This window comes from Rathayibacter sp. AY1F6 (assembly GCF_002932035.1).
Taxonomy (GTDB): Bacteria; Actinomycetota; Actinomycetes; order Actinomycetales; family Microbacteriaceae; genus Rathayibacter.
Genome location: NZ_PSVD01000001.1, coordinates 460927 through 483681, shown reverse-complemented (window position 1 = coordinate 483681; position 22755 = coordinate 460927). Strand labels below are relative to the sequence as shown.

Here is a 22755-nt window from a genome sequence, read left to right as displayed (position 1 = left end):
CCTCTCCCCCGCCCGCGCCCGCCGCCTGATCGGCACCGTCCTCGAGCAGCTCGCCGCCCGCTGACCCCCCAAGACCCGAGCAGCCGTCCGCGCGGGAGACCGCGATGCCGTCGAGGACTGCGAGGAGAAGCGCCGCGTCGTCGGCGCCGAACGACGCCGCGGGATGCGCGGCGCGCAGCAGCTCCAGGCCGACGTCCTCCGTGCGCGACCAGCCGGCGGTGTGGATCGCGCGGATCTCCGGATCGGTGCCGGCGCGGGAGGCGAAGGCGGTCCACACGATCGCGTCGGGCACGTCCTCGTCCGCGACGCACGCGATCTCGTCGCAGAAGACGCGCAGCCGCACCTCGGCCGAGGGTTCGGCCTCCAGGCGGCTCCGCATCCGCTCGCGGAAGCGCTCCTCGACCCGGGCCATCGCGCCGGCCAGCAGCGCCTGCTTCGTCGGGAAGTGGTGCTGGACGGCCCCCACTGAGACGCCGGCCTCGGCCGCGACGGTACGGATGCTGAGGTGCTCCGCCCCGCGGGCCGAGAGGACGGCGACGACCGCCGAGAGGATGTCGCTCCTGCTCTCGCGCCGATCCGGCATGGCGTCCCTCTCGTTCGACTGCTCGAGCAGGCTACGCTCTCGGACATGACCAATACGACCGTATTGCCGCCCCGTGCCGGAGCCGGCCGCCGCATCGCGACCCTGGACGTCGTCCGCGGTGTCGCGATCATCGGGACCCTCGGCACGAACATCTGGATCTTCTCCCACCCCTGGGGGATGCTCGGACTGCTCTCCGTCCCGGTGACGCCGGAGACCTCCTCCTCCGCCGGGACTGCGCAGCTCCTGCTGATGGCGCTGGCGCAGGGCAAGTTCCTCGCCCTCCTCTCCCTCGCCTTCGGGGTGGGCCTCGCGATCCAGCACGCCTCCGCGGTCCGGCGCGGGACGCGCTGGCCGGGCCGCTACCTCTGGCGCGCGACGCTCCTCCTCCTGGACGGCGCGGTCAACTACGTGCTGATCGCGGAGTTCGACGTCCTCATGGGATACGCCGTCACCGGAGCGGTCGTCGCCTGGCTGCTGCTCACCCGGCCGACGACGCAGCGCCGCGTGATCCTCGTCTGCGGTGCTCTGCACGTCGTCCTGATCTCGGCGCTCGTGGCGCTCGTGGCGGCGAGTCCGGACGGTGCCGGACAGGGGCCGACCGGCCGGAGCCCCTACGCGGACGCGTCGTTCCTCGGCCTCGCCCTCTTCCGGCTGCAGAACGCGGGCGTCTTCCGTGCGGAGCCGGTGCTCATCGGGCTCCTCAGCCTCGCGATGTTCCTCCTCGGCGCGCGCCTCCATCGGGCGGGGGTCCTCGCCGCCGAGGGCGCGTCACTCCGCCGTCGCATGATGGTCCTCGGCGCCCTCGCCCTCCCCGTCGACCTCGCGCTGGGCGTCGGGGGGAGCGCCGCCGGTCTGCTCGCCGAGCGCTACCTCGTCGCGCCCCTGGTCGGGCTCGGCCTGCTCGCGGCCCTCGCCGAGGCCTGCCTCCGCCGGGGCGCCGAGGGCTGGGCGGCACGCCGGGCGCGGGAGGTCGGCCGGGTCGCCCTGAGCGCCTACCTCCTGCAGAACCTGCTCGGCGGCGCCCTCTTCTACGGCTGGGGACTCGGGCTGGCGGTGACCGCCGCGCAGTGGCGCGTCCCGGCGACCGTCGGAGCGTTCCTGCTCATCGCGGCGGTCGTCGTGCTCGCCGCGCACCTGTGGCTGCGCCGGTTCGAGCTCGGTCCGGTGGAGTGGCTCTGGAAGCGGGGCGAGCGGATCGGTGTCCGCGCGCCCCGCTGACCGGAGGGGGACCTACGCGAGGAGCTCCGCGGCGCCGGTGCGCAGGGCGGCGAGGCGGGACGAGACGGCCGACCAGCGGGCGTCGGCGTCGGAGTCGTGCGACCAGGCGTCGAGGTAGAGCTTGACCTTCGGCTCCGTGCCGCTCGGGCGCGCGATGAGACGGGCACCGTTCAGGGAGAAGCGGAGCGCGTCGGTCGGGGGCAGCGCGCCGCCCTCGGCGAGCAGGTCCTCGCTCCGCTCGACGGCGAGCCCGCCGATCGCGGTCGGAGGCGTCGCGCGCAGTCCGGCCATGATCCGGCCGATCTCGGAGAGGTCGGTGACGCGGAGCGAGATCTGCTCCGATCCGAAGAGCCCGAACCGCTCGGCGAACGACTCCAGCTCGTCGTCGATCGTGCGCTCCTCGGCGGCGAGCGCGCTCGCGAGGGAGAGGAAGGCGAGCGCGGCCGAGACGCCGTCCTTGTCGCGGACCGTCCCGGGGTTCACCAGGTAGCCGAGCGCCTCCTCGTAGCCGAAGACGAGGTCGGGGACGCGCGAGATCCACTTGAAGCCCGTGAGCGTCTCGGCGAAGTCGAGGCCGTAGTCGGCCGCCAGGGCACCGAGGGCGGGGGAGGACACGATCGAGCAGGCGAGCGCTCCTCCGGTGCGGCCCTCGCGGCGGGCCTGCTCGGCGGCGCGCCAGCCGAGGAGCGCTCCGACCTCGTTGCCGGTGAGGCGCCGGAAGCCCTCCGGCGCGGAGGCGTCGGGCACGGCGGCGGCGAAGCGGTCGGCGTCCGGGTCGTTGGCCACGATCAGCTGCGCGCGACCGGAGCGCGCGGTCGAGAAAGCGAGGTCGAGGGCGCCCGCCTCCTCCGGGTTGGGGAACGCGACCGTGGGGAACGCCGCGTCGGGCTCGATCTGCTCGACCACGACGGCCGGCTCGTCGAATCCCGCCGCGGAGAGCACCCGGTGCGCCGTCTCCCAGCCGACCCCGTGCATCGCCGTGTAGACGATGCGCAGCGGAGCGGACTGGCGGCCGACGGCGGCCGTCGCCTCGATGTAGGCGGCGACCACGGACTCGTCCGCGAGCCGGTACTCGCCGCGCGGCAGCTCCGGAACGCGCCGGTCCCGCGCGACCGCGAGGATCCGCTCGGCGATCTCGGAGTCGACCGGCGGCACGATCTGCGAGCCCTCGTCGGCGCCGCCGAGGTACACCTTGTAGCCGTTGTCCTGCGGCGGGTTGTGGCTCGCCGTGACCATCACTCCGGCGTCGGCGCCGAGGTGGCGCACGGCGAAGGCCAGCACGGGGGTGGGCAGGAGCCGGGGCAGCAGCACCGCGTCCACGCCGGCGCCCGCCATCAGCGCGGCGGAGTCCTCCGCGAAGACGCGCGAGTTCTTCCGGCCGTCGTAGCCGATCACGACCACGGGCCGCTGGACGCCCTGCGCCAGCAGGAAGTCGGCCAGGCCGACGGCGGCCTGCGAGACCAGCACGCGGTTCATCCGGTTGGATCCCGCCGCGATGGCGCCGCGCAGGCCCGCGGTGCCGAACGCCAGGCGGGCGCCGAAGCGGTCCTCGAGCTCGGCGCGGGCGGAGGCGTCGCCCGAGTCGGAGGCGGTCAGCAGGCCGACCAGCTCCTCCCGCGTCTCCGGGTCGGGGTCCTGGGCGAGCCAGGCCTCGGCGAGCTCCCGGACGTCGGCGCTCACAGGGCGCCCGTGATCCCGGCGAGCAGGCGGGCGAGGTCGTCCTCGGCGTCGCGGCCGGCCTCGAGCACCTCCTCGTGGCTGAGGGGGGTCTTCTGGATGCCGGCGGCGAGGTTCGTGATGAGCGACATGCCCAGCACCTCCATGCCCGCCTCGCGCGCGGCGATGGCCTCGAGGGCGGTCGACATGCCGACGATGTGGCCGCCGATGATCCTCGCCATCTGCACCTCGGCCGGGCTCTCGTAGTGCGGCCCGCGGAACTGCACGTACACGCCCTCGTCCAGCTCAGGACGCGTCCCCCGGGCGAGGTCGCGCAGGCGCGAGGAGTAGAGGTCGGTGAGGTCGACGAAGGTCGCGCCCTCGAGCGGCGAGTCGGCGGTGAGGTTGATGTGGTCGCTGATCAGCACGGGGGTCCCGGGCGTCCAGTGCTCCTTGATGCCGCCCGCGCCGTTGGTGAGGATCATCACCGTCGCGCCCGTCGCGGCGGCGGTGCGGACGCTGTGCGCGACGCGGCGCACGCCGTAGCCCTCGTAGTAGTGGGTGCGGGCGCCGATGATCAGCGCGCGCCTGCCGGTGGGGAGCAGGACGGAGCGCAGGGTGCCGCCGTGCCCGTGCACGGCCGGCTTGGAGAAGCCGAGGATCTCGGTGGCCTCCACCGTCGCGGTCGTCTCGCCGATCGCGTCGGCGGCCTTGCCCCAGCCGCTGCCGAGGGTGAGGGCGATGTCGTGCTTCTCGACCCCTGTCGCCTCGGCGATCTGAGCGGCCGCGCGGGCCGCGATCTCGAAGGGATCGGCGTCGGGGGCGTCGAGGGGGTGAAGGGTCTGGTCGGACATCCTCCCACCCTACCGACGGGCTGCGCGGCGGCGGAGGGCGACTCCCGCGGCCGATCCGACACCCCGCGATTGGGCGAACACTCAGTGAGAGAGGACAATGGGAAGCATGGCTTACGAGTTCGAGCGCGCGCAGAGGATCGCTGTACTCGGAGGGGGGCCGGGCGGCTACGAAGCCGCCATCGCGGGAGCGCAGCTCGGCGCTGAGGTCACCCTGGTCGAGCGGGTCGGAGTGGGCGGCTCGGCCGTCATCACCGACGTCGTCCCGTCGAAGTCGCTCATCGCGACGGCGGAGGCCACCAACGCCATCGGCGAGGCCGCCGACCTGGGCGTGCAGTTCTTCACCCGCTCGGAGCAGAACAAGCCGGTGCGCCCGGACGTGGCGGTCAACCTGGCGACGGTGAACAAGCGCCTGCTCGGGCTCGCGCGCCAGCAGTCCGAGGACATGCGCGCGAACCTGGTGCACCACGGCGTGCGCATCGTCCAGGGGGACGGGCGCCTGGACGGCTCGAACGCCTTGATCGTCTCCACGGCGGCCGGCGGCGAGGGCATGGACTTCGACCGCATCGAGGCGGACACGATCGTGGTCTCGGTGGGCGCCAGCCCCCGTGTGCTCCCGACCGCGGCTCCCGACGGCGAGCGCATCCTCAGCTGGACCCAGCTCTACAACCTCAAGTCCGTCCCCGAGCACCTGATCGTGGTGGGCTCCGGCGTGACCGGCGCGGAGTTCGCCTCCGCCTACCGTGCGCTCGGCGCCCGCGTGACCCTCATCTCCTCCCGCGACCAGGTGCTGCCCGGCGAGGACGCCGACGCGGCCGCCGTGATCGAGAACGTCTTCAAGCGCAACGGCATGGTCGTGCTCTCGAAGTCGCGCGCCGACCGCGTCGAGCGGACCGAGAAGGGCGTGCAGGCCGTGCTCTCGGACGGACGTGTCGTCGAGGGCTCGCACTGCCTGATGGCCGTCGGCTCCGTGCCGAACACGGCGGGCATCGGCCTCGAGGACGCGGGGGTGCAGCTGACGGAGTCGGGGCACATCCGCGTCAACCGCGTCGCCCGCACCAGCGTCCCCTCGATCTACGCGGCCGGGGACTGCACCACGTTCCTCCCGCTCGCCTCCGTCGCCGCCATGCAGGGCCGCACCGGCGTGTTCCACGCGATGGGCGACGCCGTGAACCCGACCGAGGTGCGCAACGTCGCGGCGAACATCTTCACGCAGCCCGAGATCGCGACCGTCGGGTGGAGCCAGCGCGAGATCGAGGAGGGCATCGCGCAGGGCGAGATCTACAAGCTCCCGCTCGCCGCGAACCCGCGGGCGAAGATGATGGGCATCCGCGACGGCTTCGTCAAGCTGTTCGCGCGCACCGGCTCCGGCACCGTCATCGGAGGCGTCATCGTCGCTCCGAAGGCGAGCGAGCTGATCTTCCCGCTCGCCCTCGCCGTGGAGCACCGCCTGACCGTCGACCAGGTCGCGCGGGCCTTCACCGTCTACCCGAGCCTCACCGGCTCGATCTCGGACGCCGCGCGCGCCATGCACATCGTCACCTGACGCGCCCCTCCGCCGGGCCGCGCGGGGTGCGGCCCTTCATCGGCAGAGCGCGCGACCGGGAATCGCGTGCGAAGCGATTGACGGCAGCGCGACGCGACCCGCTCGGCGGTACCCCTCACGTCGAGGAGCCGACCGCGCCGGGCCGCGCGGGGAGCGGCCCGGAACGGGCTCAGACGATCTGGAGGAGCACGTGTCCCGCGGGGACGGTCGCTCCGGCCGTCGCGTCGAGGCCCTTCACGACGCCGTCCTTGTGGGCGGTGAGCGGCTGCTCCATCTTCATCGCCTCGAGGACGACGACCAGGTCGCCGGTGACGACCGTGTCGCCCTCGGCGACGGCGACCTTGACGATGGTGGCCTGCATGGGCGAGGCGACGGAGTCGCCCGTGACGGTGCTGACGGAGGAGGAGCCGCGGCGCTTCGGGGAGGCGGCAGCGGCCCCGCGGGCGGGTCCCGAGCCGACCAGGTCGCCGGGGAGCGTGACCTCGACGCGGCGCCCGTCGACCTCGACGACCACGTTCCGGCGGGCCGCCGGCTCGTCGGTCGCTCCGGGCTCGCCGCTCCAGGCCGGGATCGTGTTCTCGAACTCGGTCTCGATCCAGCGGGTGTAGATCGTGAAGGGTGCGCCGCCCTCGGGGGCGAAGGCCGGGTCCTCGACGATCGCGCGGTGGAAGGGGAGGACGGTCGGCAGTCCGGTGACCTCGAACTCGGCGAGGGCGCGGCGCGAGCGCTCCAGCGCCTGCTCGCGGCTGTCGCCGGTGACGATCAGCTTCGCGAGGAGCGAGTCGAAGGAGCCGGAGATCACGTCGCCGGCGACGACGCCGGAGTCGACGCGGACGCCGGGTCCGCCGGGGGCCTTGAAGACGTGCACCGGGCCCGGAGCGGGGAGGAAGCCGCGGCCCGCGTCCTCGCCGTTGATGCGGAACTCGAAGGAGTGGCCGCGGGGCGCCGGGTCGTCGTAGTCGAGCACGCCGCCCTCGGCGAGGCGGAACTGCTCGCGCACGAGGTCGATGCCGGTGATCTCCTCCGACACGGGGTGCTCGACCTGGAGGCGGGTGTTCACCTCGAGGAAGGACACCGTGCCGTCCTTGCCGATCAGGAACTCGCAGGTCCCGGCGCCGAGGTAGCCGACCTCCTGCAGGATCGCCTTCGAGGCGCGGTAGAGCTCGGTGTTCTGCGTGTCCGTCAGGAACGGCGCGGGCGCCTCCTCGACGAGCTTCTGGTGGCGGCGCTGGAGGGAGCAGTCGCGGGTGGAGACCACGACGACGTTGCCGTGCGCGTCGGCCAGGCACTGGGTCTCGACGTGGCGCGGCTGGTCGAGGTACTTCTCGACGAAGCACTCGCCGCGGCCGAAGGCGGCGACGGCCTCGCGCGTGGCCGAGGCGAACAGCTCCTCGACCTCGTCGCGCTCGCGGGCGACCTTGAGGCCGCGACCGCCGCCGCCGAAGGCCGCCTTGATCGCGACGGGGAGGCCGTACTGGTCCACGAACTCGAGCACCTCGGCGGCGCCGGAGACGGGGTTGAGGGTTCCCGGGGCGAGCGGCGCGCCGACCTTCTCGGCGACGTGGCGGGCCGAGACCTTGTCGCCGAGGCGCTCGATGGCCTCGGGGCCGGGGCCGATCCAGATCAGGCCGGCGTCGATGACGGCGCGGGCGAAGTCGGCGTTCTCGGCGAGGAAGCCGTAGCCGGGGTGCACGGCGTCGGCACCGGAGCGGCGGGCCACCGAGAGCAGCTTGTCGATGACGAGGTAGGTCTCGGCGCTGGTCGTCCCGCCGAGGGCGTAGGCCTCGTCGGCGAGGCGGCTGTGCACGGCGTCGCGGTCCTGGTCGGCGTAGACGGCCACGGAGGCGATCCCGCTGTCGCGGGCGGCGCGGATGACTCGGACGGCGATCTCGCCCCGGTTGGCGACGAGCACCTTCGTAATCTTCGGCATGGTCCCCAACCCTAGGGGGCGGCTCCGCCCGGCCCGGCGCGGCTCACCACAAAGAAGCGGAGGGCCTTCGTCGGTTCCTCACAAGGGCGGGACGGGCCTCAGCGGTTCCAGAGCGCGGTCCAGTCGACGCCGAGGCTCCGCACCAGAGTGCGGAGGGTCGGCACCGACATCCCGATCACCGTCGAGGGGTCGCCCTCGATCGCGGTGATGAAGCCGGCGCCGCGGCCGTCGATGGTGAAGGCGCCGGCCACCTCGAGGGGCTCGCCGGTGGCGACGTAGGCGTCGATCTCGGCGTCGTCGATGTCGTCGGCGAACGTGACGGCGGCGGAGGTGACCGCTCCGGCCTCGGCGACGATCCTCCCGCCACGGTGGTCGACGAGCCAGTGGCCGGAGTGGAGGCGGCCGGTGCCACCGCGCTGGGCGCGCCAGCGCTCCCGGGCCCGCTCCGGCTCGTGCGGCTTGCCGTGGACGACGCCGTCGAGGACGAACGCGGAGTCGCCGCCGAGCACCAGACCGTCGATGTCCGGGCGCAGGACGGCGTGCGCCTTGGCGCGGGCGAGCAGCGAGACGGTGGCGTCCGCGTCCAGCGCCGCGCCCCGCTCCTGCTCGGCCCGGGCGACGGCCGCGGGCTCGTCCACCTCGGAGGGGACGACGACGGGCTCGATCCCGGAGGCCCGCAGCAGCGCGAGGCGCGCGGGGGAGGTGGAGGCGAGGTAGAGGCGCACGAGGGCTCCCTGCGGCCGGGCCCACGCTGTGGGATGCTCGACGGATGGCACAGACCCCGTCCCGAGCATCCGCCCGCCCCGACGGGGCCGACGACGCACTCGGGACCGAGATCGAGCTCGACATTAGCAACGTCGCCCACGGCGGCGTGTTCGTCGCCCGGCACGAGGGCCGCGTCGTCTTCGTCCCGGACGTCCTCCCCGGCGAGCGCGTGCGGGCGCGGATCAGCGAGGTCCGGCACGACAGCTTCTGGCGTGCCGAGGCGCTCGAGGTGCTCGAGGCGTCCGAGCACCGGGTGGAGCACGTCTGGCCCGAGGCCGCCCTCGACCGCCGCCCGGGGGAGCGCGTCGGCGGCGCCGAGCTCGGCCACGCCGACCTGGCCTACCAGCGCGAGCTGAAGCGCCTCGTGCTCGTCGACTCCTTCTCCCGCTTCGCCCGTCGCGAGGTCGAGGTGGAGGTCTCGCCGATCGGCGGGGACGACGCGTCCGGCGGCCTCGGCTGGCGCACGCGGAACCGCCTCCACGTCGACGACGACGGACGGGTCGGCCCCTACGCGGCACGCAGCCACCACGTCGTCACCGTGGAGTCGCTGCCCCTCGCGACCGCCGACTCCTCCTTGGCCGCACCGCTCGGCGAGCGCCTCGCTCCCGGCTCGGTGGTCGACCTCGTCGACGCGGCCGGGTCCGAGGGGGCCGCGGTGCTCGTGCACGACCCCTCCGACAAGCGCGCCCGCCGCGACCGCACGGTGGTGAGCGAGTTCGTCGCCGACCGCACCTTCCGGGTCGACCGCACCGGCTTCTGGCAGGTGCACCGCGGAGCCGCCGCCGCGCTCTTCGAGGCCGTGCAGGCCGCCGTCGACGCGGATGCGGCGGACCCGTCGGCCGCCAACCACGACCTCTACGGAGGGGTCGGCCTGCTCGCCGCGGCGCTGGCCGACCGCCTCGGCGCCGGAGTGCGCGTGACCAGCGTCGAGAGTGACTCCCGCGCCACCGAGCACGCGCTCGAGAACCTGGCCGACCAGGTCGGCGCCCGCGCGGTGACCGCCCGCGTCGACCGCTACCTCCGCGACGTCGTCGCCCAGGCCGATGCGCGCGAGCGGGCGCGGTGGCGCGCGGCGACCGTGGTCCTCGACCCGCCGCGCTCGGGCGCCGGCCGAGCGGTCACCGACGCTCTGGCGGAGCTGCGGCCGGCGCAGCTCGTCTACGTCGCCTGCGACCCGGTCGCGCTCGCCCGCGACGTGGGCGCCCTGACCGGGGCGGGCTACGAGCTGGAGTGCCTCGAGGGCTTCGACCTCTTCCCGCACACCTCCCACGTGGAGGCCGTTGCGCGACTGGTCCGCCGAGAGGACTGACCGCGGGCCCGCGTCTGCGTACCATGGGCGGGATGGAGCCCCACGTCGACGCAGCCGAGGCCCCGCGCGTGCGCGTGGCGATCGTGGACGACCACGAGTCGGTGCGCCTGGGCGTGGCCGCCGCCGTCGAGAGCGCGGGGATGCAGGTGGTCGCCGCCGCCGAGACCGTCCAGGCCCTCGAGAGCACGATCGGCGGCGCCGAGATCGAGGTGCTCGTCCTCGACCTGTCCCTGAACGACGGCTCGAGCATCACCAGCAACGTCAAGTGGGGGCAGGTGCGCGGCTCCGCCGTCCTCGTCCACAGCATCGCCGACCGCGTCGTGGCCGTGCGGGAGGCGCTCGCCGCGGGAGCGGCCGGCGTCATCCCGAAGTCCTCGCCCATGTCGACGGTCGTCGCCGCCATCCGCACCGTCGCCCGCGGCGAGGTCCTCAACAATCTGGAGTGGGCCTCGGCCATCGACGCCGACGACGACTTCGCGCGGGCCGTGCTCGGTCGTCGCGAGCGCGACGTCCTGCACCTCTACGCCTCGGGGCTGCCGTTGAAGCTGGTGGCCGAGCGGCTGCAGATCTCGGTGTCGACGGCGAAGGAGTACCTCGACCGGATCCGTGACAAGTACGTCGAGATCGGCCGTCCCGCCCCGACGAAGGTCGATCTGCTGCGGCGCGCGGTGGAGGACGGCATCCTGCCGGGCATCGACCCGGACGACGGCGATGGCGGGCGCTGAGGCGCCGATCGCCCGCCGCAACGCCGGGCGCGAGCGGATCGACCGGATCATCAGCACGGTCGTGTCGTTCTTCGGCTTCGGCTTCGGTGTGCAGACCGTCCCGCCGATCCTCGCCCAGCTGCCCCTGCTGCGCCCCGAGGTGGCCTGGCCGGTGCTGGTGCTGGTCTTCGGATCGCTCACCGCCGCCGTGGTCACCGCCGTGCTGCGGCGGGGCACGCGGATCACGGCGGTCCTGGTCGCGGTCGGTGTCCTCGTGGCCCTCCTGACCTGGCCGGCCGCCGTCGCCACCGGGGGCGCGGACCGCGAGACCCCGTGGATCTGGTACCTGCTGACCATCGGCACCGCCTTCTGCACGATCGCGGCTCCCCTCCGGATCGCGATCGCGTACGTGTCGGTGACGACCGTGCTGTTCGGGCTGCTGCGCGTCCTCCCCTCCGGCGGCGGGGCGGAGCCGACCCGCGCGATCCTCGACGCCGCCTACGTGGGCATCGTCGGCTTCGTGATGCTGGTGCTGATCACCGTGCTCCGGCAGTCGGCCGACCAGATCGATCGCGCGCAGACGACGGCCATGGAGCAGTACGAGGCGGCGATGCGCCAGCACGCCGGCGAGGTGGAGCGGGTCGAGGTCGACGCCCTGGTGCACGACAACGTGCTTGCGACGCTGCTCTCCGCCGCCTCCGCCGAGTCGCCGGCCGAGCGTGCGCTGGTCTCCTCGATGGCGCAGCGCACCCTCGCCGTGCTGCTGCCCGACCACGAGCCGGAGCCGCCCGAGGGGCTGGTCCCGCTCGAGCTCCTGCAGCGCCAGCTCGCCCACGCGGCGTCCACCTTCGGGACCGAGATCGCAGTCGCGACGGCCGACGGAGTGGATCCGCGCGCGACGACGCTGCCGCGCCCGGTGGCCGAGGCGCTGCTCGGCGCGGTCTGGCAGGCGCTCGCCAACAGCGTTCAGCACGCGGGTCCGAGCGGCAGCGTCCACCGCGCCGTGCACGGGCTGCTGGGCGACGGCGCGGTGGAGGTCGTGGTGGAGGACGACGGCCGCGGCTTCCGGCTCGCCGACGTCCCGCGCGAGCGGCTGGGCATCCGGCTCTCCATCCTCGAGCGGGTGCACAACGCGCGGGGATCGGCGCGGGTCGACTCGACTCCGGGCGAGGGCACCCGTGTCGTCCTCTCCTGGCGGGCGGACGCGGGAGGAGGGCCGTGATCGCCTACCCGCGCCCCCTGCTCCAGGCGCTCGGCGCCGGCTTCTCGCTGTACCACGTGGTGCTCGCCTTCTTCTCCTTCCGCATCTCCCCGGCCACGCCGGCCGACCTCGTCGCGGTCGCGCTGTACGTCGCGGCGACCGTCGTCGCCCTCTGGCCGGGAGCGACGACCCGGCTCGCCCTGCCCGTCGCGGTCGGGATGACCGCGGTCGCCGTCGCTCTGCCGCTGCTGGTCGCGCCCTCGCTCGATCCGGGTGCCTCCAACGGCTACTCCACCTGGTACATCGCCGCGGTCGGCACCCTCATGACGATCGTGTGCGCCCGCCGGCGCGCGGCCTGCGCCTGGGTCGGCGTCGGCTTCCTGATCGTGCACACCGTGTTCTGGGCCGGCCCGGCCGCGCTGGCCACTCTCGGCGTCGTCGGGGGGATCGCCTGGGTCGCGATCGCGCAGCTGCTCATCGTCGAGCTCGGGCGCGCGGGCTCCGAGGCGCGCGTGCTCGAGGCGGCCGAGCGCGCGGCCGCGTCGTGGCGGGCCGCGGAGGAGGCGCACCTCACGGAGCGCGAGGTCCGGCTGGAGCAGACCCGCGCCCTCGCCGCCGACATGCTGCTGCGCATCGCCGAGCCGGGACCGGGCCTCACCGACGAGGAGCGGCGCGAGTGCCGGCTGCTCGAGGCGGCCGTGCGCGACGAGATCCGCGGCCGGCGGCTGCTGGACGACGAGGTGCGGCGTCTCGTGCTCGACGCGCGGCGGCGGGGGGTGACCGTGTCGGTGCTCGACGACGGCGGCCTCGACCGCACCTCCGAGGGCGAGAGCCGACGGGTGCTGGGGGAGCTCGCCCAGGCTCTGAGCGGGATCCGCGAGGAGGTCGACCGCGTGGTGGTGCGCACCGCGTCGGCCGACTCGGCCTCGGCGGTCACAGTGGTGGGCCTGCGGACGGCCGGCGACGGCAGCGCGGGCGCCCTCGGCTCCGACGACGCGGGGGACGAGGTCGACGCCTGGGTCGAGATCCGGCGCGACGGCGTCGGCGGACGGGACGTCTGAGCGGCGGAGCGCGCGCGGGACGGCGCGGCCGTCCGCCTGCGCAGCGACCGGCGGCGACCCGCCCCGGAGGGCGTGCGGATGTCGGATCGGTGCCGCGGTCGGTACGCTCCGGCTCTCAGCACGGCTCAGGTCCTGGCGCACCCGGTCTCTCGGCGCGGACCGATCGTCGGCGCGGCACGAGCGTGAGCAGAGCCGTCATGAGCGGAGCCCGTTGAGCGCAGAGCGCGTCAGGACGAAAGCCCGTTAACGGAGTGCGGCGGGCCGTCCACTCCTCCGAAGAGGGGGCCCGGCCCGCCGTCAAACCCCGAGTGAGGGTAACAACCCGAATATTACCCTCACTCGCCCCCAACACACCCGCCTGCTTACCCTGGTCGGCGAGTGATTGGCGGTGCCCCTTCCGAAGGAGGAGCACCGTACGTCCACTAGTGTGCTCGCTCCGCCAGGAGGCGCATAGTCAGCACTTTAGGGGACTAATCGGGGGACAAATTTCACGTTCCGCGTCGCGGATCGCTCGTTCCCCGACGGGCTGCGTCTGCGAGTCCGCTCAGCCGGAGAAGGAGCGCCACGCTCCGGGTGCCGGCCGGAGCGGCCTGCGGACCGCTGCGGCGCGGTCGTTCCAGCCCCCGCTGAGCTCCTGCGGGGTCTCCGGCTCGGCCTCGGTGCGAGAGGTCAGTGCGGTGACGACGGCCGTGACGGCGGCGATCTCGGCGGCGTCGAGGCCGGGGGTGGAGATGACGACGGCGGGTGCGGAGTCGGAGGCGGTCATCCCGTGACGCTATCGCATGCCGTTCACGGCGCCGGTCGGCGGGGCATGGCTATGCTGACGCCGGATGCCGCCGGAGCGTCGTCCGTCCGTTGCGAACAGGAGCGTCCCCGCATGCCGACGTGGTTCCCGAGGAGCGGTGCCGCGGCGCTGCGCCCCCTGCGTCTGCTGGTCCGGAGGTCGCCTGCGGCCGTCTCGGTCGTCCTGGTCCTCCTGGCCGCGAGCGCGATCACGGGGACGCTCGTCGCCCCCGCGGGAGCCGAGACGACGGCCTGGTGGGCGGCGGGCCCGATGACGACCCTCGACGGCCGTCCGTGGACAGCGGTGACCGCCCTCCTGATCGCGGCGGACCCGCTGCAGCTGCTCCTGGACGTCGTGCTGGTGCTCCCGATGCTTCTCGCCGCGGAGCGCCGCCTCGGCTCGGCCCGCACCCTCCTCGCCTTCCTCGTGACCGGCGCCGTCGGGATCGTCGTCGGGTCCTCCGTGCAGTCGATCGGCGCTCTCGTCGGGGAGTGGTGGGCGGGCGACACCGTCGGCGACCACACCTTCGACCCGCTGATCGGCGCGGTCGGCGCCCTCATCGCCTCGACCGCCTTCATGGGCGCTCTGTGGCGTCGCAGGCTCCGGGTGACCGTCTTCGCCGTCGTGCTGATGTTCGTGCTCTACGCGGGCGACTCCGCCGACGCGTACCGGCTCCTCGCGGGCGGCGCGGGGCTCGTGCTCGGCGCGGTGCTCGCGCGGGGAGCGTCGGGGCTGCGTCCGCAGCGTCCGGCGCCGAGCTCGCACCGCGAGTCCCGGGGGCTGCTGGCGGCGGTCGTCGTCGTCACCGCGATCGGTCCGCTCGTCGCCGTCCTCTCCGACTCGGGCTACGGTCCGTTCTCGTTCCTCGGCCGACTGCTGCAGAGCGCCTTCACGGGGACGACGGACCTCGAGGACCCGTGCAGCCGCGCACTCCGGCACTGCGCGCACCACGTGAAGCTGAGCCTGGTCGCCCCCGGGCCGATCCTGCTGACGTTCGTCCCGCTCGTCCTCCTGCTCGTCGCCGCCTACGGCCTGCGCTCCGGGCGCCGCTTGGGCCTGCTGCTGGCGGTCGGGGTGAACATCGCGATCGCGATCCTGGAGGTCTTCTCCCTCCAGCGCGCCGCCCGTCACCCCGAGTTCCTGTACTACGCCGAGTACCTGCTCTGGGTGGCGACGACGGTGCTGGTGCCGCTGGCCGTCGTGGCGATGCTCGTGTTCGGGAGGAGGCACTTCCGCATCCGCGCGCCCCGTGCCGCCGCGAGGCTCTGGACGCGGGTCGTCGCCATCGCCTTCGTCGTGTCCCTCGGCGGCTACCTGGCGCTCTCGGCCGGCGTGCGCACGAGCTTCGAGCCGCTCCTGGGCCTCGGGAGGCTCCTCCTGGACGGGCTGCTGCGCTTCGTCCCGGTGAGCTTCCTCGGCGGCGCCGGACTGCTCGCCGTGCCGCGGGAGCCCGTTGCGCGGATCGTCTTCGAGTGGGTCGGCCCGGTGTTCTGGCTCGTGGTCGTCGTGGCGGTGGTCGCTCTGCTCCGGGCCACCGACGTGCAGCGGAACCGCGGCGACGAGGCGCGGTACCGCGCGCTCCTGTCCCTGCACGGCGCCGGCAGCCTCGGCCACCAGGGGACCTGGGAGGGCAACGCGCACTGGATCTCGGCCGACGGGACCGGCGGAGTCGCCTACCGGGTGATCGGCGGCGTGGCGATCACCCTCTCCGACCCGGCCTGCGCTCCGGAGCGGCGGGAGGACGTCGTGGCCGAGTTCGTGCGTTTCTGCGACGAGCGCAGCTGGACGCCCGTCTTCTACAGCATCCACGACGAGCTGCTCCCCGTCTTCGACCGGCTCGGCTGGTCGCGCCTCTCGGTCGGCGAGGAGACGATCATCGAGCTCTCCTCCTTCGAGCTCACCGGCAAGCGGTGGCAGAAGGTGCGCTACCCGCTCACGCGCGGCATCAAGCTGGGCATCGAGGCGCAGTGGACCAGCTGGCCCGAGCTCTCCCTCGGCATGGCCAACCAGATCGTCGACCTGTCGGAGCGCTGGGTCGCCGAGAAGGCGCTGCCCGAGATGGGCTTCACCCTCGGTGGGATCGACGAGGTCCGCGATCCCGACGTCGCCCTCCTGCTCGCGGTCGGACCGGACGGCGTGCTGCAGGGGGTGACGAGCTGGCTGCCCGTGCATCGGGAGGGGCGCGTTGTCGGCTGGACCCTCGACTTCATGCGCCGCTCCGACGACTCGATGCCCGGCATCATGGAGTTCCTCATCGCCTCCGCGGCGCTGCGCGTCAAGGAGGAGGGCGCCGAGTTCCTCTCGCTCTCGGGCGCACCGCTCGCCACCGCACCGGTCGAGGAGGGGGAGGAGCCTCCGGAGCCGACGGTCCTCTCGCGCCTGCTCGAGTTCCTCTCGCGGACGCTCGAGCCGGCCTACGGCTTCACGTCGCTGTTCCGCTTCAAGGCCAAGTTCCACCCGCGCTACGCGGGCCTCTGGATGACCTACGCCGACGCGCTGCAGCTGCCCCGGATCGGAGCCGCGCTGGGTCGCGCCTATCTGCCCGACCTCTCCGCCGCGCAGGCGCTGGCGTTCGCGCGGGTGGTCGGGGCGAAGCCGGAGGAGAAGCCGTCCGAGGCGTCCGCGGCGAAGCCGGATGCTCCGGCCGCCAGGGCAGGCGCTCCTGCGGCGAAGGCGGGTGCTCCGACAGCCGAGCCGGACGGTCCTGGGGTGAAGGCGGGTGCTCCTGCGGTCAAGGCGGGTGCTCCGGCTGCGAGGGCGGATGCCCGGGAAGCGGAGCCCGATTCCGCGACAGGGAAGCCGGACGCTCCGGCCGCGGAGCCGGACGCTCCCGTCGTGCGGCCCGATGCTCCCGCGGAGTCCGCTGCCCGACGGACCGGCCCCGGCTCCTCCGACTGATCGTTCCGCCCCCTCCGCCCCGTGAGGAGGTGGGCGCAGCGGAACGCCGCGGCACGGACGGTCTCCCGTCTCCTGCCGCGGCGTCCGAGCAGGCCGGGTCAGAGCGGGATGTTGCCGTGCTTCTTCGCGGGCAGGTTGGCGCGCTTGGTGCGCAGCGCCCGCAGCGCCTTGATGACGGAGACACGCGTCGCCGAGGGCTCGATCACGCCGTCGAGCTCGCCGCGCTCGGCCGCGAGGAACGGGCTCGCGACGTTGTAGGTGTACTCGTTCGCCAGGCGCGTCCGGACGGCTGCGACGTCCTCGCCGGCCTCCTCCGCCTTGCGGATCTCGTTGCGGTAGAGGATGTTCACCGCGCCCTGGCCTCCCATGACGGCGATCTCGGCGGTCGGCCACGCGAGGTTGATGTCGGCTCCCAGCTGCTTGGACCCCATCACGATGTACGCGCCGCCGTAGGCCTTGCGCAGGATGACCGTGACCAGCGGCACGGTCGCCTCGGCGTAGGCGTAGAGCAGCTTCGCGCCGCGGCGGATGACGCCGGTCCACTCCTGGTCGGTGCCGGGCAGATAGCCCGGGACGTCGACCAGGGTCAGGATCGGCAGCGAGAACGCGTCGCAGAAGCGGACGAAGCGGGACGCCTTCTCGCCCGCCTCGATGTTCAGCGTGCCCGCCATGGCGCTCGGCTGGTTCGCGATGATGCCGACGGAGCGGCCCTCGACGCGGCCGAAGCCGATCACGATGTTCGGCGCGAACAGCGGCTGCACCTCGAGGAAGTCGCCCTCGTCGACGATGTGCTCGATGACGGCGCGCATGTCGTACGGCTGGTTCGGGCTGTCCGGGATGACCGTGTCGAGGAAGCGGTCCGCGTCGGTCGTCTCGAGGTCGACCTCGGTCTCGAAGACGGGGACAGGCGACAGGTTGTTGTCCGGGAGGAAGGACAGGAGCGTCCGCGCGTAGTCGAGCGCGTCGTTCTCGTCGCTCGCGAGGTAGTGCGAGACGCCCGAGATCTTGTTGTGGGTCAGCGCGCCGCCGAGCTCCTCCATGCCGACGTCCTCGCCGGTGACGGTCTTGATCACGTCGGGCCCGGTGACGAACATCTGGCTGGTCTTGTCGACCATGATCACGAAGTCGGTCAGGGCGGGGGAGTAGACCGCCCCTCCCGCGGCAGGGCCGCAGATGATCGAGATCTGGGGGATCACGCCGCTCGCCGCGGTGTTGCGGCGGAAGATCTCGCCGTACTTGCCGAGGGCGACCACGCCCTCCTGGATCCGTGCTCCGCCGGAGTCGAGGATGCCGATGATCGGGACGCCGGTCTTCAGGGCGAGGTCCATCACCTTGATGATCTTCTCGCCGGCCACCTCGCCGAGCGAGCCGCCGAAGATCGTGAAGTCCTGCGAGTACACGGCGACCTGGCGGCCGTGGATGGTGCCGGTCCCGGTGACGACGGCGTCGCCGTAGGGGCGCTTCTTCTCCATGCCGAAGGCGTGGGTGCGGTGGCGCACGAACTCGTCCAGCTCGACGAACGAGCCCGGGTCGAGGAGGGTGTCGATCCGCTCCCGTGCGGTCATCTTGCCCTTGGCGTGCTGCTTCTCGATCGCCGCCTCGCCACTGGCCGTGACGGCCTCGTGGTAGCGGTTCCTGAGGTCCGCGATCTTCCCCGCGGTCGTGTACAGATCGGGCGCGGGACGTTCGGTGTTCGCGGTCACCCGCTCACCCTACCGGCGGGGCGGACGCCTCCTCTTGTCGCACTCGCACAGGGAGGGCCGCTCCCGACGGGAGGATCCGTACAAGGGCGGGACGTCGCGAGCGGCGCTCGGAGCGGCCTCGCGGGAGCCGCCGCTACCGTGGCGGCATGCTCCTCCCGCTCTCCTCCGCCGTCTCCCCCCGCGTCCTCGCGCTCGAGTCGGCGGGGTCGACGAACGACGAGCTCCGCGAGCGGGCGGCCGCCGACCCCGCCGCGTGGCCGCACCTCTCCGTCGTCGCCACCGGCGACCAGCGCGCCGGGCGCGGCCGGCTGGGGCGCGTCTGGCAGGCGCCCGCGGGCCGCACGCTCGCGGCCTCGACTCTGGTCGACGCCTCCGCCCTCGGCGCCGAGGCCTCCGGCTGGCTGCCGCTCGTGGCCGGCGCCGCTCTCGCCCGGGCCCTCGCACCCCTCGTCGACGGGGACGTCGCCGTCAAGTGGCCCAACGACGTCCTGATCGACGGCCGGAAGGTCGCGGGGATCCTCGCCGAGCGCCTGCCGGACGGGCGGGTCGTCGTCGGCACCGGCGTGAACCTGCTGCTGACGGAGGCGGAGCTGCCGGTCCCGACCGCCACCTCGCTCGCCCTCGCCGGAGCACGGACGACGAGCGCCGACGAGGTGCTCGCCGCGTTCCTGACCGGATTCCAGGGGCTGCTGGCTCCGCTGCTCGCCCAGGGCGACGCCGAGGCCTCCGGAGCGGCCGCCGCCGTCCGCGCCTCCTGCGGCACCCTCGGCACGCGCGTCCGGCTCGAGCTGCCCGACGGCACGCAGGAGGAGGGGACCGCCGCCGCACTCGCCCCGGACGGCTCGCTCCTGCTCGAGCAGGGCGGCGCGCTGCGCTCGTTCCCGGCCGGCGACGTCACGCATCTGCGCTCCTGATGGCCAGGACCGACCCCGCCGACCGCGAGCTGGCGCGGCTGACCCCGCGCGCCCGCCGGGCGGTCGCACCGGTCGTCGGCCTCCTCCTGCTCACCTGGACGGGCTTCTACTTCGCCGCGCAGTTCGAGCTCGCCCTGCAGCGCTGGATCATCGGGCTCGGCACCGCACTTCTGGTGCTGCTCCTCTGCGCTCCCGGGATCGCGGGCTGGGCGAGCGTGCGCTACCGCGTCACCGCCTCCGGCCTCAGCGCGCGCCGGGGCGTGGCGTCGATCCGGCGGGCCGAGGTGGTCTTCGATCGGAGGATGGAGGTCGCGGTCGACCGCTCCCTCGGCCAGCGCCTCGCCCGGTGCGGCGACGTCCGGATCCTGCAGGCGGGAGCCGAGGTGTTCGTGCTGCGGGACCTGCCGGATCCGGAGCTCACGGCCGACCTGCTGCGGGAGGCGATCGGCGCGGCTCCCGCTCTCGAGCCGGAGTGGCCGCCGCCCGCGTGAGCGCGTCGGGGCCTCGGTAGCATGGAGCCGCCCCGCGCCAGCGGGCGGAGACGGAGGAGCGCCATGCGCGTCGGCGTGATCGGGGGCGGCCAGCTCGCCCGGATGATGATCCCCGCGGCGGTGGAGCTCGGCATCGAGATCGCCGTGCTCGCCGAGAGCGAGGGCGCCCCGGCGGGCCTGGCCGCGACACGGGTCGGCGACCACCGCGACGAGGCGACCGTGCTCGCCTTCGCCGAGACCGTGGACGTGGTCACGTTCGACCACGAGCACGTTCCCCAGCCGATCCTCCGCGAGCTCGTCGCCCGCGGCGTCGCCGTGCACCCCGGGCCCGACGCCCTGCTGTTCGCCCAGGACAAGCTGATGATGCGGCGCCGCCTGACCGAGCTCGGCGTGCCCGTGCCCGAGTGGGCCGAGGTCTCCTCCGCCGAGGAGCTGGGGGAGTTCCTGGCCGAGCACGGCGGCAGCGCCGTGGTGAAGACCGCGCGCGGCGGCTACGACGGCAAGGGCGTTCGCGTGGTGCGCGGCGCCCACGAGGCGGACGACTGGTTCACCGCCCTCGCCGAGCACGGCCGGGGCGGCTCGCTCCTGGTCGAGGAGCTGGTGGGCTTCCGCCGCGAGCTCGCGCAGCTCGTCGCCCGGCGTCCCTCCGGCGAGAGCATCCTTTGGCCGGTGGTGGAGTCCGTGCAGCGCGACGGCGTCTGCGCCGAGGTGATCGCTCCGGCCCCCGCGTCCGCCGGCCGGCTCGCAGCCGCCGCGGCCGAGATCGCGCAGACGATCGCCGACAGCCTCGGGGTCACCGGCGTCCTGGCCGTCGAGCTGTTCGAGACGACGGACGACCGGATCCTGGTCAACGAGCTGGCCATGCGCCCGCACAACAGCGGCCACTGGACGATGGACGGATCGACCACGTCGCAGTTCGAGCAGCACCTGCGCGCGGTCCTCGACCTGCCGCTCGGCGCGACGGGCTGCCGCGACCCGTGGACCGTGATGGTCAACGTGCTCGGCGGCCCGGTGGGGGAGTCGCTGACCGACCGCTACCCGCGGGTGCTCGCCGATCACCCGGGCGTGAAGGTGCACAACTACGGCAAGGAGCCGCGACCGGGCCGCAAGGTCGGGCACGTGAACGCCACCGGCGACGACCTCGACCTCGTGGTCTACGAGGCTCGCGCGGCGGCGGCCGTTCTCACGGACTGACCCGTACGATGGTCGCCGTGACGAGCCTGCCGACCTCCCCGACCCCTGCCGGAGCCCTCTCGTGAGCGCGGACGCGCTCGTGAACGGGCCCGCGCCGCTCGTCGGCGTCGTGATGGGGTCGGACTCGGACTGGTCCGTCATGCAGGCGGCGTCCGCCGTCCTCGCCGAGTTCGGCGTGGCGCACGAGGTCCGCGTCGTCTCCGCGCACCGCACCCCGGAGGCGATGATCGCGTACGGCCGCGAGGCCCGCGGCCGCGGCCTGAAGGTCGTCATCGCCGGAGCGGGCGGAGCCGCCCACCTCCCCGGCATGCTCGCCGCCGTGACCTCGCTCCCCGTCGTCGGAGTGCCGGTCCCGCTCGCCCGACTCGACGGGCTCGACTCCCTCCTCTCGATCGTGCAGATGCCCGCGGGCGTCCCCGTCGCCACCGTCTCCATCGGCGGAGCGCGGAACGCCGGACTGCTCGCGGTGAAGATCCTCGCGACCGCGGACGACGCCCTCTCCGCAGCGCTCGACGCCTTCGCCGCCGACCTCGAGGTGCAGGTCGCCGCGAAGAACGACGCCCTGGTGGCGGGCCTGTGACGGCCGTCGCCCTGCCGCTGCGGCACCCGGACGTCGCCTCCCGCGCCTTCATGACGCGGCGGGCGTGGTGGCTGCTGATCGTCAACCTGCTGGTGCCCGGGTCCGCTCAGGTCCTCGCGGGCAACCGCCGGCTCGGGCGCCTGGGGCTCGGCTTCACCCTCGGGCTCTGGGTCGCCCTCCTGGTCGCGGTGCTCCTCTACTTCGTCTTCCCGACCGGCCTCTACACGCTCGCGACCTTCGACCTCTCGATGCTCGCGCTCCAGGCCGCGCTCGTCGTCTACGGGGTGGTCTGGGCCGTGCTGACGCTCGACACCCTCCGCCTGATCCGCGTCGTCCGGGTGCGCCCGCGGATGCGCGGCGTGCTCGCGTTCGCGACGATCGCGCTGATGGCGGTCTCGGTCGGCACCACCGCCTACGGCACCTACCTGCTCGGCGTGACCCGGGGGACGCTGTCGTCGATCTTCGGCGGCGGAGCGATCGAGCAGCCGATCGACGGCCGCTACAACGTGATGCTCCTCGGCGGCGACGCGGGGGAGGACCGCGACGGTCTGCGCCCCGACAGCATCTCGGTGGTCAGCATCGACGCGTCGAGCGGCAAGGCCTCGATCATCGGCGTCTCGCGCGAGTTCGTCGACTTCCCGTTCCCCGAGACCAGCCCGATGCACGAGCTCTATCCCGACGGCTACGACACCGACAACTGCGCCGTCGACGTCTGCAAGCTCAACTCGGTCTACACCGAGGTCGAGCTGAAGCACCCGGAGCTCTACCCCGACGCCGTCGACCACGGCAGCGAGCCCGGCATCGAGGCGATGCGCGACGCGGTCGAGGGCATCCTCGATCTGAGGATCCAGTACTACGCGCTGATCGACATGGAGGGCTTCGCCCAGCTGATCGACGCGCTCGGCGGCATCGACATCGACTACGTGGCCGACGAGCCGCTGCCCCTGGGCGGGCTGCCCGACTCCGACGGCGTGATGCAGGGCGTCAACCAGTGGATCGATCCCGGGCACTGGCACTTCAACGGCGAGCAGGCGCTCGCCTACGCCCGCTCGCGCTACACCACGAGCGACTACGACCGGATGGCGCGCCAGCGGCAGGTGCAGGAGGCGCTGCTCGCCCAGTTCGAGCCGGGCAACGTCCTCGCCAAGTTCCAGGACGTCGCGTCCGCCGGGTCCCAGGTCATCAAGACGGACGTCCCGCAGGGGATGCTCGGCTACTTCGTGCAGCTGGGGCTCAAGACGAAGTCGCAGCCAGTGGATCCGATCGAGCTGGTCCCGCCGGCCGTCGACCCGGAGGACCCGGACTACGACGTCGTGCACTCGCTGGTGAGTGCCGGACTGTCGGGCGACTCCGCGCCGTAGACGGCC

At 73.6% G+C, this 22755-nt stretch carries 19 protein-coding genes; 12 read left to right on the top strand and 7 right to left on the bottom strand.

Annotated features, from left to right (window positions below; translation table 11 throughout):
• Nucleotides 1-583: TetR/AcrR family transcriptional regulator (locus tag C5C44_RS02165; protein ID WP_104335172.1), on the bottom strand; the 583-nt coding region annotated here is incomplete at its 3' end.
• A 45-nt stretch (nucleotides 584-628) separates the two neighbouring features.
• On the opposite strand from C5C44_RS02165, the gene C5C44_RS02160 reads away from it, so the two are divergent.
• Nucleotides 629-1801, top strand: a complete 1173-nt coding sequence (locus C5C44_RS02160; RefSeq protein ID WP_104335171.1) for a DUF418 domain-containing protein — start codon at nucleotides 629-631, stop codon at nucleotides 1799-1801.
• 12 nt (nucleotides 1802-1813) lie between these two features.
• Here C5C44_RS02160 and C5C44_RS02155 read toward each other — a convergent pair whose 3' ends face one another.
• Together C5C44_RS02155 and C5C44_RS02150 are read right to left on the bottom strand one after the other, a co-directional pair.
• Nucleotides 1814-3481: a phospho-sugar mutase gene (locus C5C44_RS02155; protein ID WP_104335170.1), complete on the bottom strand. Its 1668-nt coding sequence runs from the start codon at nucleotides 3479-3481 to the stop codon at nucleotides 1814-1816.
• On the bottom strand, nucleotides 3478-4311 hold the full coding sequence (locus C5C44_RS02150; protein WP_104232831.1) for a purine-nucleoside phosphorylase: 834 nt from the start codon (nucleotides 4309-4311) through the stop codon (nucleotides 3478-3480). The genes C5C44_RS02155 and C5C44_RS02150 overlap by 4 nt, the downstream gene beginning before the upstream one ends.
• Before the next feature lie 106 nt (nucleotides 4312-4417).
• Here C5C44_RS02150 and C5C44_RS02145 point away from each other — a divergent pair, with 106 nt between their 5' ends.
• Nucleotides 4418-5854, top strand: a complete 1437-nt coding sequence (locus tag C5C44_RS02145) for an NAD(P)H-quinone dehydrogenase (protein ID WP_104223171.1) — start codon at nucleotides 4418-4420, stop codon at nucleotides 5852-5854.
• 169 nt (nucleotides 5855-6023) lie between these two features.
• Here the strand turns inward: C5C44_RS02145 and C5C44_RS02140 are convergent, their stop codons facing one another.
• A complete protein-coding gene (locus tag C5C44_RS02140) occupies nucleotides 6024-7784 on the bottom strand; it encodes a biotin carboxylase N-terminal domain-containing protein (protein WP_104246684.1) in 1761 nt (586 codons plus the stop codon).
• 98 nt (nucleotides 7785-7882) lie between these two features.
• Nucleotides 7883-8509 (bottom strand): nucleoside triphosphate pyrophosphatase, encoded by a 627-nt coding sequence (locus C5C44_RS02135; RefSeq protein WP_258063397.1) that lies wholly within the window; start codon nucleotides 8507-8509, stop codon nucleotides 7883-7885.
• A gap of 44 nt (nucleotides 8510-8553) precedes the next feature.
• Here C5C44_RS02135 and C5C44_RS02130 point away from each other — a divergent pair, with 44 nt between their 5' ends.
• Genes C5C44_RS02130 through C5C44_RS02115 form a run of 4 tightly spaced genes read left to right on the top strand, consistent with a single transcriptional unit; the run spans nucleotide 8554 to nucleotide 12824 of the window.
• Nucleotides 8554-9858, top strand: coding sequence for a class I SAM-dependent RNA methyltransferase (locus C5C44_RS02130; protein WP_146076846.1), 1305 nt, complete (start codon nucleotides 8554-8556; stop codon nucleotides 9856-9858).
• Nucleotides 9859-9881: 23 nt separating this feature from the next.
• Nucleotides 9882-10583: a response regulator transcription factor gene (locus C5C44_RS02125; RefSeq protein WP_104223169.1), complete on the top strand. Its 702-nt coding sequence runs from the start codon at nucleotides 9882-9884 to the stop codon at nucleotides 10581-10583.
• Nucleotides 10570-11784 carry a sensor histidine kinase gene (locus C5C44_RS02120; RefSeq protein ID WP_104256321.1) on the top strand — a complete coding sequence of 405 codons (1215 nt, stop codon included), beginning with the start codon at nucleotides 10570-10572 and terminating at the stop codon, nucleotides 11782-11784. Before C5C44_RS02125 ends, C5C44_RS02120 begins: the two co-directional genes overlap by 14 nt.
• Nucleotides 11781-12824 (top strand): hypothetical protein, encoded by a 1044-nt coding sequence (locus C5C44_RS02115; protein WP_104225461.1) that lies wholly within the window; start codon nucleotides 11781-11783, stop codon nucleotides 12822-12824. The genes C5C44_RS02120 and C5C44_RS02115 overlap by 4 nt, the downstream gene beginning before the upstream one ends.
• A gap of 544 nt (nucleotides 12825-13368) precedes the next feature.
• Here the strand turns inward: C5C44_RS02115 and C5C44_RS02110 are convergent.
• Nucleotides 13369-13590 carry an acyl-CoA carboxylase subunit epsilon gene (locus C5C44_RS02110; RefSeq protein ID WP_104225462.1) on the bottom strand — a complete coding sequence of 74 codons (222 nt, stop codon included), beginning with the start codon at nucleotides 13588-13590 and terminating at the stop codon, nucleotides 13369-13371.
• A 111-nt stretch (nucleotides 13591-13701) separates the two neighbouring features.
• On the opposite strand from C5C44_RS02110, the gene C5C44_RS02105 reads away from it, so the two are divergent.
• Nucleotides 13702-16506 carry a bifunctional lysylphosphatidylglycerol flippase/synthetase MprF gene (locus tag C5C44_RS02105; protein WP_181132658.1) on the top strand — a complete coding sequence of 935 codons (2805 nt, stop codon included), beginning with the start codon at nucleotides 13702-13704 and terminating at the stop codon, nucleotides 16504-16506.
• 98 nt (nucleotides 16507-16604) lie between these two features.
• Here the strand turns inward: C5C44_RS02105 and C5C44_RS02100 are convergent, their stop codons facing one another.
• Nucleotides 16605-18209 carry an acyl-CoA carboxylase subunit beta gene (locus C5C44_RS02100; protein WP_104223164.1) on the bottom strand — a complete coding sequence of 535 codons (1605 nt, stop codon included), beginning with the start codon at nucleotides 18207-18209 and terminating at the stop codon, nucleotides 16605-16607.
• 146 nt (nucleotides 18210-18355) lie between these two features.
• Here C5C44_RS02100 and C5C44_RS02095 point away from each other — a divergent pair, with 146 nt between their 5' ends.
• The 5 genes from C5C44_RS02095 to C5C44_RS02075 all read left to right on the top strand — a co-directional run bounded on the left by C5C44_RS02095 (nucleotide 18356) and on the right by C5C44_RS02075 (nucleotide 22749).
• A complete protein-coding gene (locus tag C5C44_RS02095) occupies nucleotides 18356-19123 on the top strand; it encodes a biotin--[acetyl-CoA-carboxylase] ligase (protein WP_104272570.1) in 768 nt (255 codons plus the stop codon).
• A complete protein-coding gene (locus C5C44_RS02090) occupies nucleotides 19123-19614 on the top strand; it encodes a PH domain-containing protein (protein ID WP_104335168.1) in 492 nt (163 codons plus the stop codon). Before C5C44_RS02095 ends, C5C44_RS02090 begins: the two co-directional genes overlap by 1 nt.
• A 63-nt stretch (nucleotides 19615-19677) precedes the next feature.
• Nucleotides 19678-20808, top strand: a complete 1131-nt coding sequence (locus tag C5C44_RS02085; RefSeq protein WP_104335167.1) for a 5-(carboxyamino)imidazole ribonucleotide synthase — start codon at nucleotides 19678-19680, stop codon at nucleotides 20806-20808.
• A 112-nt stretch (nucleotides 20809-20920) separates the two neighbouring features.
• Nucleotides 20921-21388, top strand: a complete 468-nt coding sequence (purE, locus tag C5C44_RS02080; RefSeq protein ID WP_104249647.1) for a 5-(carboxyamino)imidazole ribonucleotide mutase — start codon at nucleotides 20921-20923, stop codon at nucleotides 21386-21388.
• The gene (locus C5C44_RS02075) at nucleotides 21385-22749 is read left to right on the top strand and encodes an LCP family protein (protein WP_258062765.1); all 1365 of its coding nucleotides are present in this window, start codon (nucleotides 21385-21387) and stop codon (nucleotides 22747-22749) included. Before purE ends, C5C44_RS02075 begins: the two co-directional genes overlap by 4 nt.
• Nucleotides 22750-22755: the final 6 nt, after the last annotated feature.

Coding starts and splice junctions, on each gene's coding strand:
- C5C44_RS02125 (WP_104223169.1), top strand. CDS start 9,882: ATGGGCGGGATGGAGCCCCACGTCGACGCAGCCGAGGCCCCGCGCGTG.
- C5C44_RS02090 (WP_104335168.1), top strand. CDS start 19,123: ATGGCCAGGACCGACCCCGCCGACCGCGAGCTGGCGCGGCTGACCCCG.
- C5C44_RS02095 (WP_104272570.1), top strand. CDS start 18,356: ATGCTCCTCCCGCTCTCCTCCGCCGTCTCCCCCCGCGTCCTCGCGCTC.
- C5C44_RS02120 (WP_104256321.1), top strand. CDS start 10,570: ATGGCGGGCGCTGAGGCGCCGATCGCCCGCCGCAACGCCGGGCGCGAG.
- C5C44_RS02150 (WP_104232831.1), bottom strand. CDS start 4,311: ATGTCCGACCAGACCCTTCACCCCCTCGACGCCCCCGACGCCGATCCC.
- C5C44_RS02130 (WP_146076846.1), top strand. CDS start 8,554: ATGGCACAGACCCCGTCCCGAGCATCCGCCCGCCCCGACGGGGCCGAC.
- purE (WP_104249647.1), top strand. CDS start 20,921: ATGGGGTCGGACTCGGACTGGTCCGTCATGCAGGCGGCGTCCGCCGTC.
- C5C44_RS02085 (WP_104335167.1), top strand. CDS start 19,678: ATGCGCGTCGGCGTGATCGGGGGCGGCCAGCTCGCCCGGATGATGATC.
- C5C44_RS02140 (WP_104246684.1), bottom strand. CDS start 7,784: ATGCCGAAGATTACGAAGGTGCTCGTCGCCAACCGGGGCGAGATCGCC.
- C5C44_RS02105 (WP_181132658.1), top strand. CDS start 13,702: ATGCCGACGTGGTTCCCGAGGAGCGGTGCCGCGGCGCTGCGCCCCCTG.
- C5C44_RS02160 (WP_104335171.1), top strand. CDS start 629: ATGACCAATACGACCGTATTGCCGCCCCGTGCCGGAGCCGGCCGCCGC.
- C5C44_RS02110 (WP_104225462.1), bottom strand. CDS start 13,590: ATGACCGCCTCCGACTCCGCACCCGCCGTCGTCATCTCCACCCCCGGC.
- C5C44_RS02145 (WP_104223171.1), top strand. CDS start 4,418: ATGGCTTACGAGTTCGAGCGCGCGCAGAGGATCGCTGTACTCGGAGGG.